This window comes from Nonomuraea sp. ZG12, assembly GCF_052068115.1.
In the GTDB taxonomy this organism is placed as follows: Bacteria; Actinomycetota; Actinomycetes; order Streptosporangiales; family Streptosporangiaceae; genus Nonomuraea.
In genome coordinates, this window is the sequence record NZ_JBQHCW010000010.1 from 16,326 (window position 1) to 34,075 (window position 17,750).

Annotated in this window: 13 protein-coding genes; 6 read left to right on the plus strand and 7 right to left on the minus strand. The window is 68.3% G+C overall.

Annotated features, from left to right (window positions below; genetic code table 11):
- The first annotated feature begins 635 nt into the window (after positions 1–635).
- The gene (locus ACTMTF_RS26045; protein WP_441113029.1) at positions 636–1,046 is read left to right on the plus strand and encodes a hypothetical protein; all 411 of its coding nucleotides are present in this window, start codon (positions 636–638) and stop codon (positions 1,044–1,046) included.
- A gap of 369 nt (positions 1,047–1,415) precedes the next feature.
- On the opposite strand, the gene ACTMTF_RS26050 is transcribed toward ACTMTF_RS26045, so the two are convergent.
- Positions 1,416–1,847, minus strand: coding sequence for a VOC family protein (locus ACTMTF_RS26050; protein WP_441113030.1), 432 nt, complete (start codon positions 1,845–1,847; stop codon positions 1,416–1,418).
- 87 nt (positions 1,848–1,934) lie between these two features.
- Between ACTMTF_RS26050 and ACTMTF_RS26055 the strand changes: the two genes are divergently transcribed.
- On the plus strand, positions 1,935–2,603 hold the full coding sequence (locus ACTMTF_RS26055; protein ID WP_441113031.1) for a GntR family transcriptional regulator: 669 nt from the start codon (positions 1,935–1,937) through the stop codon (positions 2,601–2,603).
- Between the two features lie 135 nt (positions 2,604–2,738).
- Here ACTMTF_RS26055 and ACTMTF_RS26060 read toward each other — a convergent pair whose 3' ends face one another.
- Positions 2,739–3,668 carry an NADP-dependent oxidoreductase gene (locus ACTMTF_RS26060; RefSeq protein WP_441113032.1) on the minus strand — a complete coding sequence of 310 codons (930 nt, stop codon included), beginning with the start codon at positions 3,666–3,668 and terminating at the stop codon, positions 2,739–2,741.
- Between the two features lie 136 nt (positions 3,669–3,804).
- Between ACTMTF_RS26060 and ACTMTF_RS26065 the strand changes: the two genes are divergently transcribed.
- Positions 3,805–4,344 (plus strand): MarR family winged helix-turn-helix transcriptional regulator, encoded by a 540-nt coding sequence (locus ACTMTF_RS26065; protein WP_441113033.1) that lies wholly within the window; start codon positions 3,805–3,807, stop codon positions 4,342–4,344.
- Between the two features lie 52 nt (positions 4,345–4,396).
- Here ACTMTF_RS26065 and ACTMTF_RS26070 read toward each other — a convergent pair whose 3' ends face one another.
- From ACTMTF_RS26070 to ACTMTF_RS26090, 5 genes are all read right to left on the minus strand, one after another.
- Complete coding sequence (locus ACTMTF_RS26070) at positions 4,397–4,828, minus strand: inositol monophosphatase family protein (RefSeq protein ID WP_441113238.1); 432 nt, start codon at positions 4,826–4,828, stop codon at positions 4,397–4,399.
- Positions 4,829–4,834: 6 nt separating this feature from the next.
- Entirely contained in the window at positions 4,835–5,029 is a 195-nt protein-coding gene (locus ACTMTF_RS26075; protein ID WP_441113034.1) for an inositol monophosphatase family protein, read from the minus strand.
- 56 nt (positions 5,030–5,085) lie between these two features.
- The gene (locus tag ACTMTF_RS26080) at positions 5,086–5,820 is read right to left on the minus strand and encodes a DUF6928 family protein (RefSeq protein WP_441113035.1); all 735 of its coding nucleotides are present in this window, start codon (positions 5,818–5,820) and stop codon (positions 5,086–5,088) included.
- Positions 5,821–6,008: 188 nt separating this feature from the next.
- The gene (locus ACTMTF_RS26085) at positions 6,009–12,725 is read right to left on the minus strand and encodes an RHS repeat-associated core domain-containing protein (RefSeq protein ID WP_441113036.1); all 6,717 of its coding nucleotides are present in this window, start codon (positions 12,723–12,725) and stop codon (positions 6,009–6,011) included.
- A 666-nt stretch (positions 12,726–13,391) separates the two neighbouring features.
- Positions 13,392–13,823, minus strand: a complete 432-nt coding sequence (locus ACTMTF_RS26090; protein ID WP_441113037.1) for an Rrf2 family transcriptional regulator — start codon at positions 13,821–13,823, stop codon at positions 13,392–13,394.
- An 87-nt stretch (positions 13,824–13,910) separates the two neighbouring features.
- Between ACTMTF_RS26090 and ACTMTF_RS26095 the strand changes: the two genes are divergently transcribed.
- From ACTMTF_RS26095 to ACTMTF_RS26105, 3 genes are all read left to right on the plus strand, one after another.
- Positions 13,911–14,771: an NAD(P)H-binding protein gene (locus ACTMTF_RS26095; protein ID WP_441113038.1), complete on the plus strand. Its 861-nt coding sequence runs from the start codon at positions 13,911–13,913 to the stop codon at positions 14,769–14,771.
- A 41-nt stretch (positions 14,772–14,812) separates the two neighbouring features.
- Positions 14,813–16,072 carry a multidrug effflux MFS transporter gene (locus tag ACTMTF_RS26100; protein ID WP_441113039.1) on the plus strand — a complete coding sequence of 420 codons (1,260 nt, stop codon included), beginning with the start codon at positions 14,813–14,815 and terminating at the stop codon, positions 16,070–16,072.
- A gap of 99 nt (positions 16,073–16,171) precedes the next feature.
- Complete coding sequence (locus ACTMTF_RS26105) at positions 16,172–16,951, plus strand: MBL fold metallo-hydrolase (RefSeq protein WP_441113040.1); 780 nt, start codon at positions 16,172–16,174, stop codon at positions 16,949–16,951.
- The last annotated feature ends 799 nt before the right edge of the window (positions 16,952–17,750 follow it).

The window sequence follows — 17,750 nt, forward strand, 5'->3', positions numbered from 1 at the left end:
AGATGAACGTATCAGTTCGCTTGGCGTGTGGGAAGGTCCATATCACGCGACTGAAGCGAAGCGCGTGCCGGGGCTGTGCGGCGGTGCATCGGGCGCCAATGCGTCGGCCCGCCGCGGTGCGAGGACGGGACCAGCGTGTCGCGTGACCTTCGCACTGCCGGCAGGCCGAGGGCGCCGACAGCGGGTCTCCCGGTGCGGACCGGGGGCCAATGATCCGGGCATGGACGTCCTTTCGTGGGCAAGGGGTGGCCTGGAAGCCATGCGCACGCACTTCCCTCCATGGGCGACAAGGGCCTCCGGGTGTTCTGGGATGGTATGTCCTGGTTCGGGTGTCGGCCTGTGCCTGTGGGAGGACATCTCTGCGGTCCAGGACGCCGGGTGTAGTGCGCCGGATGTCGACCGGATGGTCGCCATCGCGCGTGGAGGGCGCCTTCTCGGCCGTGACATCGAAGCCGTGGCGACGCATTCGACGCGCGGGTGTGGGCCTTGCGGTGCTCGCACGCCCGAGATCAGAGCCTTCACGATGACCGCTCCAGTTGGCCCCCGATGGCTACACTACATCATGCAGTGTAGTAAGCTACAGCATGCAGTGTAGCTCCGCTGAGGTTCGTTCACGCCGACGGCGAAGACGCTGCGTGAGGCTTCCGCGCAGAAGCGGGCCACGCCCGACGAGGCCCTCCGGTGAGCGGTTCACCGCCCTCGCCCGGGCCGGGTTGCTCGATGTCTCGGACGCGCGACTCGCGGCCGACCACTTCATCGCGCTGACCTTCGGGGTCGCACGTAGCAGGCTCGGTTCCGCGAACGCCGGAGAGGGTGTCCGTATCCGGCCGCTCATGCGAGCGTTCAAGGTCTACGTCCACCCCGACGCGGGGCGCATCCAGCTGACCTACCAGGCCTTGGGCATCCACGACGACCTGATCGGTGCCCACGCCGCCGTGCCTCGTCACGGCCCTGTGGACCGTGTCGCCACGGGCGTGGTTGCCCTGACTCCGCGCGGCCGAATCCGCCCTGGCGCGCGCCGGCGCTCCGCGAACGCAGCGACCTGATGCGCGACGCTCTGCTCGACGACCTGCCCGGGGACTACTTCACGGCCACCATGCGCGCCGCGTCCACCCGGGTACCGTCCTGCCGAGCGGAGGGCCACCCTCCTGATCCTCGACGCGCCGTACCGCGACGACAGCGAGTAGGTGCCGCGCGGCGCTCGGTCGCCGACCACCTCAACGACATCAGCCGCCCCCGAACTCGTCGTGGCGACCGCGAGTGGCCGGCCGCTCCTGGCGACGACACCGCAATCGTCGTACGGCACGGCCTGCGCACGCTCACGGCATCCCGGCGCGCTGGAACTGTTGCCGCACCGGATGCGGCCCCCGGGGAAGTCGGTTGCGGCGCCGGAAGCCGGCCGGTGGCGTACGTCGTCAGGTGGCGAAGATCTGCGAGTCGTCGGCGAAGGCCTTGAACTCCAGGGCGTTGCCCGCCGGGTCGAGCAGGAACATCGTCCACTGCTCGCCGGCTTGGCCCTCGAAGCGTACGTACGGCTCGATGACGAACGCGGTGCCCGCGCTGCGGAGGCGGTCGGCGAGGTCGTGGAAGTCGGTGATGGTCAGGATGAGTCCGAAGTGCGGTACGGGCACGTCGTGGCCGTCGACCGGGTTGTGGATGCGCTGGGCGCGGGCCGGGGCGAGGTGGGTGACGAACTGGTGGCCGCGCAGGTTCCAGTCGACCCAGGTGTCGGCGCTGCGGCCCTGCTCAAGGCCGAGAACCTGGCCGTAGAAGCGGCGTGCTTCGGCCAGGTCGTCGACTGGTACGGCCAGGTGGAAGCGGGGGATCTGGGAATCGGTGGAGGGCATGGTGTGGACGTCCTTCCGGTGCGCGGCTGGTTCCTCGGGGTGGGATTGTCCAGATGTTAACATTGAACCATTGGAGGAGGTAAAGCCATGAATGAGCACGGCGTTGTGGCCCCCGCGCGCCGCCGAGGGCTGGCCGAGGAGGTCGCCGACCGCATTCGGGAGGCTGTCTTCAGCGGGGCCTACCCCCCTGGTACGCCACTGCGGGAGGTGGAACTGTCCGGCGTGATGGATGTCAGCCGCGGCCCGGTGCGTGAGGCGCTGCGATTGCTGGAGCGCGAGGGCCTGGTGCACTGCGCGTGGCACCGCGGCACCACGGTGACCACGTTGTCGCCCGAGGACGTCGCCGAGCTCGACAGCCTGCGGGGCGCGCTGGAAGACCTCGCCGTCCGGCAGGTCATCGCCCATGCCTCGGAAGAGGACCTCGCCTCCATCGACAAGGCGGCCGGCCTGATGGACCGCGCCGCGGACGAGCACGAGATGGTACGGCAGGACATCGCCTTCCACGATGCCGTGTTCGCCGCCACCCGGCACCAGCGCCTTGCCGAGGCCTGGCAGGCCATCCGCTGCCAGGTCCACCTGTTCCTGCTGACCAGGATCAACCTCAGCACCCAGGGATACCTCGAGTTCGTCCCGCGCGAGCACCGCGAACTGGTCACCGCGTTGCGCTCGCGTGACACCGAGACCGCGCTCGCGCTGTTCGCCACCCACCGTCGCCACGCGGTCAACGTGGTCACCGCGTCCACCGAGCCGAGCTGACGAGGTCAGCTCGGCTGACCGGTGGGCATGGTGGCAGAGCTTCGGCGAGCCGGCTGAAGGACATGACGGTTCTGCTTGCGGTGTGCGTGGCGGTGGCCGCGTATCCGGCGGGGGAGGCCGGGAGCTGTGCGTTGGTCAGGCGGGGGTGAGGACGGTCTTGCCGGCCAGCCGTCCGGTGATGGCCTCGTCGTGGACGGCGGCCAGGTCGGACAGGGGCCGCCGGGCGGCGACGTCGATCTTCAGATCGCCGGAGTCGACGCGGGCGACGAGCTCGGCGAGCTGGGCGGCGTCACTGCGGGCGAAGACCCGCACGGCCCGTACGTCCCGGTCGGTGTCATCCTGGCCGGGGGTGGTGGTGCTGACGAACACCCCGCCGTCGGCCACGAGGCCGACCAGCGCCGCGGTCTCCTGCGGTGAGGTGATCACCAGGTTGAGGACGACGTCGAACCGCTCACCGGTCCCGGTGACGGGGGTGGCGGTGTAGTCGACGATCTCCTCGGCGCCGTAGCCGCGTACCCGGTCGGCGCTGCGGGCGCTGGCGGTCGCGGTGACCACGGCTCCGGCCTGCGCGGCGAGTTGGACGGCGTACCCGCCGACCGCACCGCCCGCCCCGTTGACCAGGATGCTCTGCCCGGCCTTCAGATCGGCGTGCTCGAACAGCGACTGCCAGGCCGTCAGGCCGACCGCGGGCAGTGCCGCGGCGTCGGCCGGCTCCACCGTCCGGGGTGCGGCGGCCAGGATCTCGGCCGGGACGGCGACGTAGGCGGCGGCCGCGCCGTCGGCGTTCATCGGCGAGAACCCCACGACCGCGTCGCCGGCCTTCCAGCCGAGGACGCCCGCACCGACCTCGTCGACGGTTCCGGACACGTCGATGCCCGGCACGTGCGGGAAGGCGAGGGGGAACGCCTGCTGCAGATAACCGGCGCGGATCGCCACGTCGACCGGGTTGAAAGAGGTGCCGGCCACTTTCACCACCACCTGCCCCGCCGCCGGAACCGGGCGGGCGGCCTCTTCATAGACCAGGACGTCGCTGTCGCCGTAACGGTGGTACCGAACTGCCTTCATGGCTTTTCTCCCTCACTCATGTGCTTCGAATCCGAAGCACTTGGCGACCGTAACCTGCTTCGAGTTCAAAGCAATACCCCTGAGTCCTGTGACGTCGGTCACTATGCTGCGAATTTGAAGCAGATACGGTAGGGGGATGACCGACACCGACGACCACGGCGTCCTCAAACCAGAGCAACTGGGGGCCTACTTCGCTCTCATGGAGGCAGTCAGCCTGCTCCAGCACGCCGTTGAGCAGCAGCTACGCGCCGAGGGCGATCTCAGCTGGGTGCAGTTCCAGCTCCTGGCCCGTCTGGCCGACGCTCACGGGCAGCTGACCATGACCGCGCTGGCCGACAGTGTCGTCTACAGCCGCAGCGGCCTCACCTACCAGGCCGCCCAGCTGGAGAAGGCCGGTCTTGTCACCCGCGCCCCCAGCTCCGACGACGAACGTGCCACCCTGGTCACCATCACCCCCGCCGGCCTCGAACGCGTCGCCGCCGTGCTGCCCGGCCACATCGAGGTCGCCCGCCACCTGCTGTTCGACCCCCTCGCCGACGACGACCTGCGCCACCTCGGCGACATCATGACCCGCGTTCGCGACCACATGCGCGCCCAGCCGCCCCGCTCCGCCGCCCCCCGCAAACGCCGCACACCCACCGACGAACCCACAGACCCGGCCGCAGCACAGTCCTGACCCCCACCGAGCTGCGACCCGCGACCAGGTAGGAGAGGCCATCCTTGGCGGCTCAGATCATGGCGCTCGGCGTGGTCATGGGTGGTCTGTCGCGGGCGCCTGCATTCGGCGCTCGGCTACCGGTCACCCTGGAAGTACTCGACGAGTCCCTGATGCGGTCACAGCACTGGTTTCGGCTGTGGATCATCGACATCAGCAGCCCGTGGGTCTTGGCGTCGGCGGCCACCACAGGCCCGTGGCTTGCCTGCCCGATCGGGGCACCGTCGATCCCGGTGATCACACAGCCGGCGGCCCGGCACACAGCGATCCCGGCGGCGAAATGCACGCTCCCGGACAGATCACCGCCATCGGTGACGTACGCGGCGCGTTTGCCAGCCGCAACCCAGGCCAACGCCAACGTCGTGGACACGACCCGCGGCCGGAACCGCTCGACGAACCCGGCGTGGGCACCAGCTGCGCATCGACCCCGTCGTGCCGCACCCAGGCGGACTCACCGTCGGTGAGGAAGAGCTTGCCGCCGAACGGATCGGCCGCCGCAGCTGCCCCCGTTGCGCAGCGCCACATTGACCGCCACCAGCATGCTGCCGACGGCGTAGTTCAACATGCCGCACAAGGGATCCACCAACCACTGGCGCGCAGCGTTGGCCGCACCCTGCTGCCCGCCTTCCTCGCCGAGGGCTCGCATCTGAGTTGATCACGCCGTCATCAATACCCCATCGGCCCGCTTGCCATCGACGCGAATCACCCCTCTTCATGGATCGGAACCATGGACCCATCCGAACGGAATTCATAGCGGACAAGACGATGAGTCCTTTTGAAATCATCGACCTCGGCCTGGCTGGTGACACCACCTCCGGGAGTACGGTATGCGATCATGCGGATCGCTTCGGGATCGATGTCGTCACCGGAAGACTTCCCTTCCAAGATGAATCCCAGCAGCGCCCGCATGGCCGCTTCCGCCCCCAGCGCTGCCGGATGGAACGGCAGCGGATAGGCACCCCCGCCCGGCGCCACGACAGGATGTCGTCCCGCCCAGAACGGCGCTTCGAACGCGAGCGGGGTCCCTATGTCCTCCACGATCCCGCGATCGGGATCCAGGCTCAATGACCGGATGAGCTCACCATTTTCCCAGACGGCATATGCGAACCAGTCCGATGAGCCATTCATGGCATGCAAGGATATCCTTGGACGCACCTTGCGCTGGAGGTAGTGAGCCGGCAGCAGGGACGGGCGGTCAATTGCCAACGCCCTGTCGCATATGACATCCGCGCCGGAGAAGCTGGCGGCATACGCAAGCCCAACCCGCGGATAGAGACAATCCACCAGCGCATTTTCCGACGAATCAGCCCTGACCCACTGCGGGTTCAACTCGGAGACCAAGGCGTCGGTGGCATCGGGCAGAGGCTCTGTTGTGCCACGAAGCAAATCGGCAGGGTCTCCATCGGAGTATACGAGTACAGCGGTCTTGACTCCCATGAATGCTCACTCTTCGCTCGGGCCGGCCCTGCTCATGGCAGTCGGTATAGGGCGGGTGGCGAACCGCCGCGGTCGGTCGCCACCCTTACCCCGTGGTACAGCAGGTAACCTAACTCATCGTTGTGACACGGACAAGCCGCGCCGCCACCGGCGAACGGGCAAGGCGCTCGACTTGAGCGCCTTGCGTATCAGCAGTCCGGGCACTTCCACATGTCGATCTCGACCTTGATGCTCACCCGGGTGCCCTTCGGCAGTCCGAGACCCTTGAGTTTATTAGTATTGACGACCGCACCGGTCCGACCGTTCAGTTCCGGATAGCCGACTTCTTGGTTCGGCGTAAGCTTCGCGCCCTTGCCGGTTTTGACCTCTACGGCTATCCACTGGCCACTGGGATTCTTGGCGATGAAATCCGCGCGGAAATCCTTCCCCTGGCTGTTGAGGAACTGCACCTCGTCGACGATGTCGGTGTAGCCTGCCGCCTTGAGTCTTTCCTTGGTGGCGAGTTCTCCCAGGTCGCCGTGGCTGTTGCCGGTCACCGGGCACCGGTCGTTGTGGACCAGGGCCGCGTGTTCGCCCATCTTGACGTGGTACGTAGGGGTGCCGTCGATGGTCAGGTTATGGACCTGCTGTACCTTGCTCCATTTCTTGATCGCTGCGATCTCGACGTGTTCGCCTGTCACGGTCAAGAGCGACATCCCGACTTCCAGCCTGCCGGCCTCCATCCAGTTGTCGGCTTTCGGCACCCAGAATCGGTGGTTCTCGGTAGCGACAAGGCTGGACTTGGCCCCGGAGGCGGAGAGAGGCTGTTCGACGCTTATCTGAACCAGGTTCTTAGCCGCTCTGCCGGCTATCAGAGCGGCTACTTTCTCCGGCGAGCTCTTACCCGTATCGGCATCCGTTGCGACGACTCTGTCTCCCACCCGAACGTCTTCGATCGATTTGATCGTGCCGTCCGCCATGAGCACCTTCGTGCCCGGCACAAAGCTGCTGCACGATTTCGCCCCACGCTTCCCAGCCCTGAGCACATTTTTGACCCCGCGGCCGATTCCGCCGGTGAGGCGATCGATGAGAAGGTCTTCGATGACGCCTTCGCCCTCGCCGACCAGGCCGTCCGGCTTGGCCTGCCCATCGGAGCAGCGCTTGGCGCCACAGTGCGTTCTGCGATAAGCGTCCTCTGCCGCTTTGTGGAGGTTGTAGTCCTTCTTCAACAGGCGTTCGCGGGCTTCTTTACGCTGCGCCGCTTGCCGCCGTTTCTGGGCTTCCTTCTTGCGGTCCGCCTCGTACTGCTTCTGCCGCTTTTTGTGCACCTTCTTCTCGTAGGTGGTCTTCTTCGCCCCGTTGGGGTTGTGGGTCTCGGCGAAGTTGGCGTCGGATTCCCGGTTTCCGGTGTCGACACGGCGGCCGTCGGGGTCGGCCAGATCGATGGGGTTGTTGGCGGCGTAGGAGTAGGCGTTGGCCCATTCGGGGGTGCGCAGGTCGAGTTCGGGGTCGGTGGAGATGAACTTGGCGATGGCCGGGTCGTAGTAGCGGGCGCCCAGGTAGGTCAGGCCGGTGGAGGCGTCTTCGGTCTTGCCGAGGAAGCCGCGGTCGGTGAAGGGCAGGTCGTCCACGCCGCGGCGTTGACCGAAAGGCAGGTAGCGTTCGCGGCTGACGGTTCCGGTGGCATCGTTGACGGCGAGTTGGGTGCTGCCGTGCTTGCCGGCCAGCGTCCAGGTGACACCGGTGGCATCCCGCATGGCGATCAGGTCGCCGTCGGCGCTGCTGTAGTAGCGCTTGCCGGCCACCGCTCCGCCGGCCAGGCGTAGTTCCATGGCACCCAGGTAGAGGGTGGTGCCGCCGTCGGGGTCGCGCCGGATCAGACGCTCACCGGCGGCGTCGTACACCATGCCGGTCTGCTGGCCGTCGATGGTGGCCTGGGTGAGCCGGCCGAGCTGGTCCCAGTCGAAGGTGGCCTGCTTGCCGGCGACGGTACGGGCAGAGAGCTGTCCCTTGTCGTCGTAAGCGTAGGTGTCGGTGCCGCCCGGGCGGGCGATGCTGGTGACGGCGTTGGGGCGGGCGGCGCCCGCGCCGGGGGAGGGGTAGGCGTAGGTGGCGGTCTCGCCGTTGTCGGTCAGGGTGGTGAGGTTGCCGACCTTGTCGTAGGCGTAGGCCTGGCTGTAGGGGTCGATGCCCTTGGCGTCGCCGGCGCCGGTGCACGAGGCGGCCGTGGTGGTGTAGGCGGTCTTCAGGCGCAGCAGGCCGTCGTAGGCGAAGCATTCGGACTGGCCGTCGGTCTGGCCGGGGACGGCCGAGTCGGCGTCCAGCACGCGGGTGATGTTGCCGGCGACGTTGTAGCTGTAGCGGTCGTCCTGGACGGTGTCCGGGGTGGGCGTGTTCGCCTTGGTCTGGGTGGTGACCCGGGAGAGCCACTCGGTGGTGGCATCGCGCTCCAGGACACGTTTGATCTGGCCGTCGCCACCGAGCAGGCGGGTTTCGAGCTTGCCGGTGGCGGTGAAGGCGGTGTCCTTGACGTAGGTGAAGCCGCCCAGGTCGGAGGTGGTGGCCTTGGTGAAGCCGAGGTCGGTGTAGCTGTGGGTGAGCTGCTCGGCGGCCAGGCCACCGGCCGCGGGCAGGGTCTGCTCGCGCAGGTTGCCGGCCGCGTCGTAGGCGGAGGTGAAGGTGTAGTCGCGGCCGAGGGCGCCTTCGCTCGCCGGGATGGTGATCGTGTTGGCGGTGGGCCGGTAGTCGCTGTCGTAGGCGGTGACCGTCTGGGTGTAGGCCTGGCCGCCGGTGTAGCGGGTGGCGGCGTCGAGCTGACCTTTGGCGACGGTGTCGTAGGTCCAGGCGGCGAGCTTGGTGCCGGTGTCTGGCTCACCGGCCCACTGGCTGGTGCGGCGGCCCAGGTCATCGTAGACGGTGGAGACCTTCTGGCCGTTGCCGTCGATGGTCCAGATCTGCCGGCCGGCTGCGTCGTAGCCGTGACTGGAGTTGCCGGCATCCGGGTCGATGGCGGCGGTGCGCCGGTTGAGCCAGTCGTAGGTGTAGGTGCGGACGTTACCGTTGGCGTCCGTCATCTTGGTCTGGTTGTCGTTGAGGTCGTAGCCGTAGCTGGTGTCGGCGTGGACGGTGGCATCTGACCATTCCTCGACCTTGACGACGCGGTCGAAGGCGTCGGTGACGGTGGCGGTCTTGCCGCCGACCGGCGGGGTGACCTCGGTGCGCTCGGCACCCGGGTACGCGGTGCTGGTACGGCGCAGCTCGGTGCCTTCGTGATAGGCGATGGACGCCACTTCGCGTTCCAGACCGTCGTAAACCGTCTTGGTCCATTGCGGCAGGCTGGTCGGCGCGGGGTTGAGCAGCCCGCTGCCCGGCTCATCGTCGTTGTGCGCCGGCTCGGAGATCGTCTCGGTGAGGCCGCGCGCGTTGTAGGTGGTGGCGAGGACGATCCGGCCGCCGGAGGGGGAGGCGGTCTGGGTCTCGCGGCGGCGGCCGAGACCGTCCTCATAAGTGTGGTTGGTGGTCCACTTGGCTGAGGTGCCACTTCCCGTCAGCAACTGCTTGACGGTGGTCTTGACCGGCACCTCGGGCTGACCGTGCCAGCCGTCCCATTCGATGTCGTAGGCGACGGTGGCACTGGGGGTCCCGCCGGCGCGTGGCTGACCCGGCTTCCACAACGCGACGGTACGCCCCAAGCCGTCGTAGTCCATCTCAGTGATCTTGCCGTTGGCATCGGTCGCCGAGGTCGGCTTGCCCAGCGTATGGGAGAGCCGGGTGGTCGCGGTGTGGCCGAGCGGATTCCTGACCGTGATGCCGTCGTTCGGCCAGCCGATCGCCGGGGTGTAGGTGGTCGTGGTGGTCTTGCCGAGCGGGTCGGTCTCGGTCAGCGTCCGGCCGTAGTCGTCGAAGGTGGCCTTGGCCGTGGAGATCGTGCTCGCGTTCGCGTAGGTACGGACCTCGGTGGGGTTGCCGTCGCTGGGCTTGTTCGTCGCCGGATCCGTGCCCGCGTCGTACAGCGTGATCGTCTTGCCGACCAGGGTTCCCGCGGCGCAGTCGTCGCCGGAGCGTTTCTCCACCACCGATGGGAAGTCGATCAGCCACTGGCCGGCATCGACGTTGCGCGCGTAGCTGATGGAGGTGCAGGAGTTGTCGGTGGCGACGCCGTCCTGGCCGTAATCGTTGATCGTCCTTGGCAGGCCGTCGTCGTTGGGGACGATCTTCTCGTCGGTGTAGCTCCAGGTGCCGCCGGTGACCTTCTCCCGGGAACGCTCACGGGTCTGCACCACATGCGCCGGGTTCTGGCCGGCCCATCCGGTGCCGGTGGGCTTGAGCGTGTACTCCCAGCGGGTGGAGTCGACCTCGGTGTACGCGCGCGGGCTGAGTGCGGTCATCTGCCAGGTCTGCTCCTGCAGCACCTGGCCCTGCAGCAGGCTCACGTCGGTGGTGGCGGTGCCGTCGAAGTCGGTAACCGTGCCGCCGGTGCCGCGTAAGAACGTCCGCGTGCTGACGCTGTAGCCGGCCGGGTCGCTGCCCGAACCCTCAACGGTGCGGACCTGGCCGTAGCCGCGCCAGTCCGAACCGTCCGGGGCCAGCTCAGGCTCGGCGATCTGGACCGGGTCCGTCCAGCGCGGGCTGCCCAGGAACTCGTAGCTGCTGACCATGTCCGGGGAGCCGCCGACCATGTCGCGCTCGACCACCTTGGTGGCCAGTTGCTTGTAGAAGCGGGCCCAGGCCTCGTAGCCGCCCTCGGGGTCGCTGCCCATGTCGACCTGGTAGCAGTCGCCGACCTGGTCACTCATGTAATTGGTGCCGTCGCGGCCCTTGCCGCCGCCGCACGGGTCGGCCTGACCGTAGCTGACCTCGATCCGCCCGCCCATCCCGTTGTTGATCGCCGCGATCCTTGGCACCATCCGCCAGGACAGCTGGTCCTCCCAGTCGGAGGTGTTGATGTAGTCCATCCGGCCGGCCAGCATCACCGCGTCGAAGTCCAGCGGCGGCAGCGTCACCTCCGGTGAGGTGGCCACGCCGCTCTGCTGCACGGTGTCCAGCCACATCGCCGCGTCCCACGGCAGCCCCTGATCGGTGCGCTGATACACCCACGTGTGGGTGAAGTACAGCTCGTCCACCAGGTCCCATTCCCCCGAGCCGGGGTTGAGGGATTCAGTCGCCACCGATTCGAACCGGCGCGTGGCGAAGAACGCGATCCCGTCGTTGGCACAACCCGCCGCCTGCGCACAGTGCAGATCGGTGGGCACGTCATCCCCGTCGCGGGTGTCGGTGGTGAACGTCATCCGCGCGGTCGGCTCGCTCCCGGCGGCCTGCGTGTTGTGGCCCCACGTGACCGAGGACAGGAACCCGCCCCGGTCATAAGGCAGCACCTCGTACACCTCATCGGTGCACGAGGGCAGGCAGAAGTGGTTGACATCCCGGTAGTAGGAGTAGTCGGTCACGTTCTCGTTGCGGTCGACCTCCTGGTCCAGGTTCCACCGCCACACCCCGGTACAGGTGGGCGGGATGAAGTTGTCCCAGTACCGGTCGAAGCACGGCTCACCCCGTTCGTCCCCGACGTACGGCACCTGCCACTGGGCGTCCTTGGTGTAACCGAACCGCCAGACCTGCCCCTCCCGGTCGGTGACCTTCCAGTACGCGTTGCCGTCCGCGCCCCCGGGAACCTGCTCCACCTTCCAGCCGAAGTCCGGGACCGTCTTCCACGCCCCTGCCGTGGTCTTGACGATCTGCGCCGACCGGCCGCCCGCGCTCAGCACCAGCTCCGACTGCGTCCGGTCCACGCCGGCCACCGTCTCGTCCGGCGCCTCCCAGCACAACGCCCGGCCGTTCTTGGCCTCCTCGGCGTACCAGATCAGATCCGCGTTGTTGGGGTCATACTCGGTCCACACGTCACAGCGGCGGAAACGCCGCTCGATGAACCCCGCGCTCAGATCCCAGCCCTCGCCGACCACGCTGGACTGGTTGTTGGTCCAATCCCCCTCCCCGTCCACCGACGAGGCGTTGTACTGCAGCGACAGATCCGGCCCGTTGCCGGCCACCGACGGCGGCTCCGGCAACGGCACGTCATAGTCGAATCCGCCCCCGGACGTGCCCGCCTGCCAGGTGCCCGACGGCTTCAGATCGGTGGCGCCCCAGTTGCCGTCCGGCCCGGTCAGGCCGGCGGCCAGCACATACACCGAACCCGCGGCCAGCTGCGCCGCCAACCGGTTCTGCGCTGCCTTGGCCGCGTCCGCCTTGGGGTCCTTGCCGGGCGCCGGAGGCGTGACCGCCGCCTCCCTCGCGCCGACGGGGGCCGCCTCCACCTCCGCGGTCAGCGTGCCCGCCTTGATGTCGTTGGTCGACGGCACCACTGTGGGACGCATGACGCATGTCTTCGGCCGTGGCACCTGTACGGCGCACGCGGGCAGCCGCACCACTTGCAACCGGGTGGCGTACTGGCCGCCGTAGGCGTCCCGGAAATCGGCATAGGAGAACGCCGCCCGTACCTTGCCCGGCTCCGTGCCGCCGTCGGCGCGCACCACCCGGGCCGCCACGCCCACCCCACCCAGCTTCGCCGCGGTCTCCGGCGCCAGCGTCTCCACCGTCACCTTGTCCGGCCCCGCGCCCTCGACCTGGCCCACCCGCACCGGCAGCGCCCCGGCCCCGGCCAGCTTGCCCGGCTCCGGCACGCTCACCTCGGCCTGGCCCGCCTTGGGCCACACCGGCTTCTTCCGGGTCACCTTCGGCGCGGACTCCTCCGCCCCCTTGGCCGTCTTCTTCGCCGGAACCTGCCGGCCGTCCACCGACGGCTCGGGATCCGGAGCGGCCGCCGCGGCCTGCTGGATCAGTTGATCAGGGGCTCCCACGCTGGAGATCAGCACCAGCGATGCGAGCCCGATCACCAAGGTCACCCACCACATCCGTAAACCAGGACGGCGCATCCCAGAACTCCTTCACGGCACGCTGGCGCAGACCCGGGCAAGAGGGCCTTCGTGCGCCTAAAGCGGATATAAGGACGATTGGTAGGAATGTGATCGACAACTCTAGATCGGTCAACGATGGGAGCGTCGCTTTCCCGACACAGACGGTCATCGATGAGCGAATGACCGGGACAATGATCACAGGTCAGAGGAATCGTCAGGGATGGATCCATCGCCACAGGAATTATGATGTGATTTAGAACACATTGTCTGGCACTTGTGAAGAGGCCGCTCGGGGGCATTGCGGCCGCGGACCGGCATATCCACGCAGGCGCCGAGCAGGGCTCGGAGGGGGTCGTGGTCGTGGTCCTGCCGGATCGGCAGCCGTTCCTCACGGACGATCGCGAACTGCCCGCTGGCGGCCTGCCCGCTCAACGGCACCGGCGGGTCTGCGACAAGACCGAAAGCACCCGACCTGCCCGACGACAGGTATCCGTGGGCAGGCGCGCCCTTCAAGTCCGGCTACCAGGAATGGTGCCGCTAGGCGGGCATCACACTCAAGTGCGGCCGATCCCGGATCTTCTCCATTTTTCCGCAGCCCAAGTTCCGCCCTCCTCCGGGAACCGGGGATCGCAACCTGAATCGGCCACAGAGTCTTTCTCGAGAGACGGCCCTTCAGCGGGGCGGCTACGCCGGTGTTGCCAGCTCTCCGGTCAGGACATCGTGGACGGTGAACTGCTCGAGTTCGGTTGCGACGGCGTCGGCGATCGCTCGATCGAGGGTGGTCAGCGACTCCTGGACACCGCGGCCGACCGCGCATGCCGGGTCAGGCCCGTGCAGTCCGAGTATCGGGTCGGTGCCCTGGAGGCGCCGCCAGACCTGCGCGAGCGTGATGTCCCGGGCATCGACCGCCAGCTCCCAGCCTCCGTGCACGCCCGGACGTGAGCGCACCAGCGCGGCGTCGCGCAGCGGGCCGAGCACGCGACGCACATAGACGGGGTTGACGTTGGTGCTCTCGGAGAGTTCGTCCGAGCTCACGGGGCGGCCTCCGGTCTGGCCGGCGAGGTAGGTCAGAACGTGCACGGCGACCGCGAACTGGGTGTTCTTCGACCGTGCCATGCCTCCATGTTGCCATATCGCAACCGTTATGGCTACAGTACGGCTGACCTATTCGTAACTGTAACAATTACAAATTGGAGCGTCAGCATGACGATCGCCATCACGGGAGCCTCCGGCCCTCTGGGACGCGCCACCGCCGAGTTCGTGCTGCAGGCTGTCGACCCGCGGGAGGTCGTACTGACCACGCGGCGCCCCGAGGCTCTTGCCGATCTCGCCGCTCGCGGTGCCGACGTGCGACGAGCCGACTTCACCGACGCGCGCACGCTCGCCACCGCGTTCGCGGGCGTCGAACGGCTGCTGCTCATCTCCACCGACGCGGTCGGCGCGCGCCTCGACGCGCACCGCGCGGCCATCTCGGCCGCGGCCGGCGCGGGGGTCCGGCACGCCATCTACACCTCGGTCCCCAAGCCGGTACCGGCCAACCCGGCACTGGTGGTCGCCGATCACGCCGGCACGGAGCAGGCGCTGCGCGACAGCGGCCTGCGGTGGACCATGCTGCGCAACAACCTGTACGCGCACATGCAAACGCCGGGCATCGAGCAGGCGGCCGCGTCAGGCCGGCTTGTGACCAACGGCGGCGCCGGCGCCACCGCCTATGTGACCCGTGCGGACTGTGCCGCGGTGGCCGCAGCGGTCCTGACCCAGGACGGGCACGAGGGCCAGGCTTACGACGTCACCGGGCCCGAGGCGTTGAGCGCCGATGACCTGGTGGCTCTCGCGCGCGAGATCGGTGGCCGCGACGTCGAGCTCGTCAGCGCCGACGATGCCGCGTCCATGGCCGGCTTGCGGTCGGCCGGTCTCCCCGACGAGGTCGCGCAGTTGGTGACGTCGTTCGGCGCGGCGACTCGCGGCGGCTTCCTCGCGAATGTCAGCTCAACGGTCGCCGACCTGACCGGCCGGACGCCGACGGCGCTGGCGGACGTCGTCCGGGCAGCGCTGAAGTCCTGACCGCGGTGCGCCGGACAACGACTCGGCGAGAGGAGCCGGAGATGACGAAAGAGACCAACACCGAGGTCCAGGCGGGTGCTGCGCCGGTCTGGAGCACGTCCGTCCTGTTGGTTCTCGGGGCTCTCGTCGCGCTCGGACCGCTGTCCACTGACGCTTACGTACCCGGTCTGCCCGTGCTCGCCGACGATCTGCGCAGCTCTGCTTCGCTGATCCAGCTGACGGTGACGACCTGCCTGGTCGGCCTGGCTGTCGGTCAGCTCGTGGCCGGGCCGATGAGCGACGCGCTGGGCAGGCGGACGCCTTTGCTGCTCGGACTCGGCGTGTACACGCTAGCGGGCCTTCTCTGTGCCGCTGCCCCGAATGTCGGGTCCCTCATACTGTTCCGCGGCCTTCAAGGCGTCGGCGGCGCCTTCGCTCTTGTCATCGCTTACGCGTGCGTCCGAGATCGCTACGCGGGCAAGGCGGCGGCCCGCTACTTCTCGCTGCTGTTGCTGGTGACGGGTCTCGCGCCGGTGCTCTCTCCTCTCGTGGGCGCCCAGATCCTGAGGCTCTCCGGTTGGCGGGCGATCTTCGTCGCACTCGCCGTGCTGAGCTGCGTCGTACTCATCGTCTGTGTCCGCGTGTTACCGGAAAGTCTGCCTCCGCACCGGCGCAGGACGGGCGGCCTGCGGGCAACCGGCTCTGTGTACGTCCGCCTGCTGAAGGACAGGCATCTCGTGGGGTATGCGCTCACCAACGCCTTCGTGTTCGCGGCCATGTTCGCCTACATCTCGGGCTCCCCCTTCGCCCTGGAGACCATCCACGGCCTGTCCGCGGAGCAATACAGCATGGTGTTCGCCGTGAACGCGTTCGGGCTGGTCGCCGCGGCACAGGCGAGCGGGCGGCTCGTCCGCCACGTCGACACGCGGTCGCTGCTGGGTGCCGGCGTGATCGGCGCGGCGGCCGGCGGCGTCGCCCTCCTCGTCTTCGTGGCCACCGGCGCGGGGCTCTGGCCGATGCTCGCCGCCTTGTTCACCGTGGTCACGAGCGTGGGGCTGGTGCTGCCGAACGCCCTCACACTGGCATTGGAGAACCACGGCGACCACGCCGGCGCCGCGGCGGCACTGTTCGGTTTCGCCCAGTACCTGTTCGGTGGGCTGGCCGCACCTCTGGTGGGGTTCCAGGGATCCAGCAGCGCGATGCCCATGGCCGCGGTCATCGCCGGACTCGGGGTCGCGGGGATGATCACGCTCGTCGCGCTCGTACGGTCGGCCGCACCGCACCGCGGCATGTCCGCCGGCAACGGCGATTCCCCGCGATGAGCGCGGCGGCCGGCGGGCCCGTGACCGCCCACGCGGCTGAATCGATCACTACGCATCATTGTCCGACCAGCGGCCACCGGCCGCATCAGGAGGTTCAGCATGACCAGTCCAGACCAGGCCGGCACTCTCCACCTGCGTCGCCTGGCGTGGGCGGGCGTCGAGATCCGCCTCGGCGACACCCGCCTGCTGATCGACCCGCTTGAGCACGCCGAGCCGCTCGCCCCCGTCATGGGGCCGCCGCGCCGGCCCCTGCCTCCCATCGACACGTCTCCCGGGACGCACGCCCTGATCACACATCTGCACCCCGACCACTACGACCATGAGCTGCTCGCGCGGCTCGCGGTCTCCGGGACCGTCGGCTGCCATGCACCGATCGCGCCGACGCTGGCGGAGGCCGGCATCGACGCGATCCCGCAGGAGCTCGAACAGCCCCGCCACATCGGCCCGCTGACAGTGACTCCCGTCACCTCGCTGGACTGGCGAGGCAGCGACGCCGACCAGGTCGCCTGGGTCGTGACGGGCGCCGGACAACGGATCATCCACTGCGGCGACACCATGTGGCACGGCAACTGGTGGCAGATAGCCCGCGACCACGGCCCGTTCGACGTCGCGTTCGTGCCCGTCAACGGCGTCATAGCCCGGTTCGAAGGCTACGAGGCCAACGTGCCCGTCACCATGACGCCCGAGCACGCGGTCGAGGCCGCCGCCGCGCTCGGAGCCACCACCGTCTGCGCGATCCACTACGGGCTCTTCCACAACCCGCCCACCTACATCGAACAACCCGACATCGAACCGCGCTTCCGCCGAGCCGCCAAGGAGCGCGGCATCACCGCGGCACTCGTAGCCGACGGAGAGCCCGTCCCGCCCGCGGACCGCTGATCGGGTGACAGCCGGCGGAGCCCTGGCCGCACCCAAGGCTTCCTCGTACGCGGCGATCGACCGTGTGAACATCGGCGACTGCATCCCGCGTCCGCCACGCCACCCGCAGCCTTGCCGAAGACTCCGGCCACACCGTACCCAGCGGCCTGTCGAATCTGGGTGCGGCATCGGCGGGCAAGCGGACACCCCTTCGAGCGGCAGAGGCGGGGAGGCCAACGTCAGCGACGTCGGCGTCGGCAATGCGAAGGCTGTTCGAGCACCCTGCGGAGCTGACCCGTAAGACGGCAACGGCGCTGAGATCACCTCGGCGACCCGAACGATGCTCTACGAACTCGTGACCCTGTCATTCAAGTTGTTCACCATCCCGAAGACGCCGTCCTCGCTGCAGACCTACACCGCGAGCGATTCCCACCGGCGGTCGCCTGCTCGGCTGCTGGTAACCCGAACAGGAGTCATGTACCCATGGCATGCGCAGCGGGACCGGTGCTCCACACACACCCACTGCTGAGGACAGCCCATGGCCCGCGCTCCAGCGCCTGGGTCTCCGAGTCCTTGCAACCCAGCTGCCGAGTTCAATCGAATGCCGGACCGAGTGATCCTCAGGGTTTTCTGGGGGCGCTAACGGCTCCTTGGCCGGGTTGAAACCACTAACGCCGCGCTAACGAACGATCAAGGGCCTGAGCGCTGTCTCCAGCGATCAGGCCAGACCCGAAGGGTCATGAGAAGTCCGCCGGTACGCCTCCAGCAAGAAGGAGGCTGACAGGGCGCGGCGGGACGCCGAAAGCCTGGTCGCGCAGAG

Bases quoted from the DNA above. Each gene is read 5' to 3' on its own strand.
- ACTMTF_RS26095 (WP_441113038.1), top strand. From the start codon at position 13,911: ATGACGATCGCCATCACGGGAGCCTCCGGCCCTCTGGGACGCGCCACC.
- ACTMTF_RS26105 (WP_441113040.1), top strand. From the start codon at position 16,172: ATGACCAGTCCAGACCAGGCCGGCACTCTCCACCTGCGTCGCCTGGCG.
- ACTMTF_RS26085 (WP_441113036.1), bottom strand. From the start codon at position 12,725: ATGCGCCGTCCTGGTTTACGGATGTGGTGGGTGACCTTGGTGATCGGG.
- ACTMTF_RS26075 (WP_441113034.1), bottom strand. From the start codon at position 5,029: ATGCGAGCCCTCGGCGAGGAAGGCGGGCAGCAGGGTGCGGCCAACGCT.
- ACTMTF_RS26080 (WP_441113035.1), bottom strand. From the start codon at position 5,820: ATGGGAGTCAAGACCGCTGTACTCGTATACTCCGATGGAGACCCTGCC.
- ACTMTF_RS26090 (WP_441113037.1), bottom strand. From the start codon at position 13,823: ATGGCACGGTCGAAGAACACCCAGTTCGCGGTCGCCGTGCACGTTCTG.
- ACTMTF_RS26060 (WP_441113032.1), bottom strand. From the start codon at position 3,668: ATGAAGGCAGTTCGGTACCACCGTTACGGCGACAGCGACGTCCTGGTC.
- ACTMTF_RS26100 (WP_441113039.1), top strand. From the start codon at position 14,813: ATGACGAAAGAGACCAACACCGAGGTCCAGGCGGGTGCTGCGCCGGTC.
- ACTMTF_RS26065 (WP_441113033.1), top strand. From the start codon at position 3,805: ATGACCGACACCGACGACCACGGCGTCCTCAAACCAGAGCAACTGGGG.
- ACTMTF_RS26055 (WP_441113031.1), top strand. From the start codon at position 1,935: ATGAATGAGCACGGCGTTGTGGCCCCCGCGCGCCGCCGAGGGCTGGCC.
- ACTMTF_RS26050 (WP_441113030.1), bottom strand. From the start codon at position 1,847: ATGCCCTCCACCGATTCCCAGATCCCCCGCTTCCACCTGGCCGTACCA.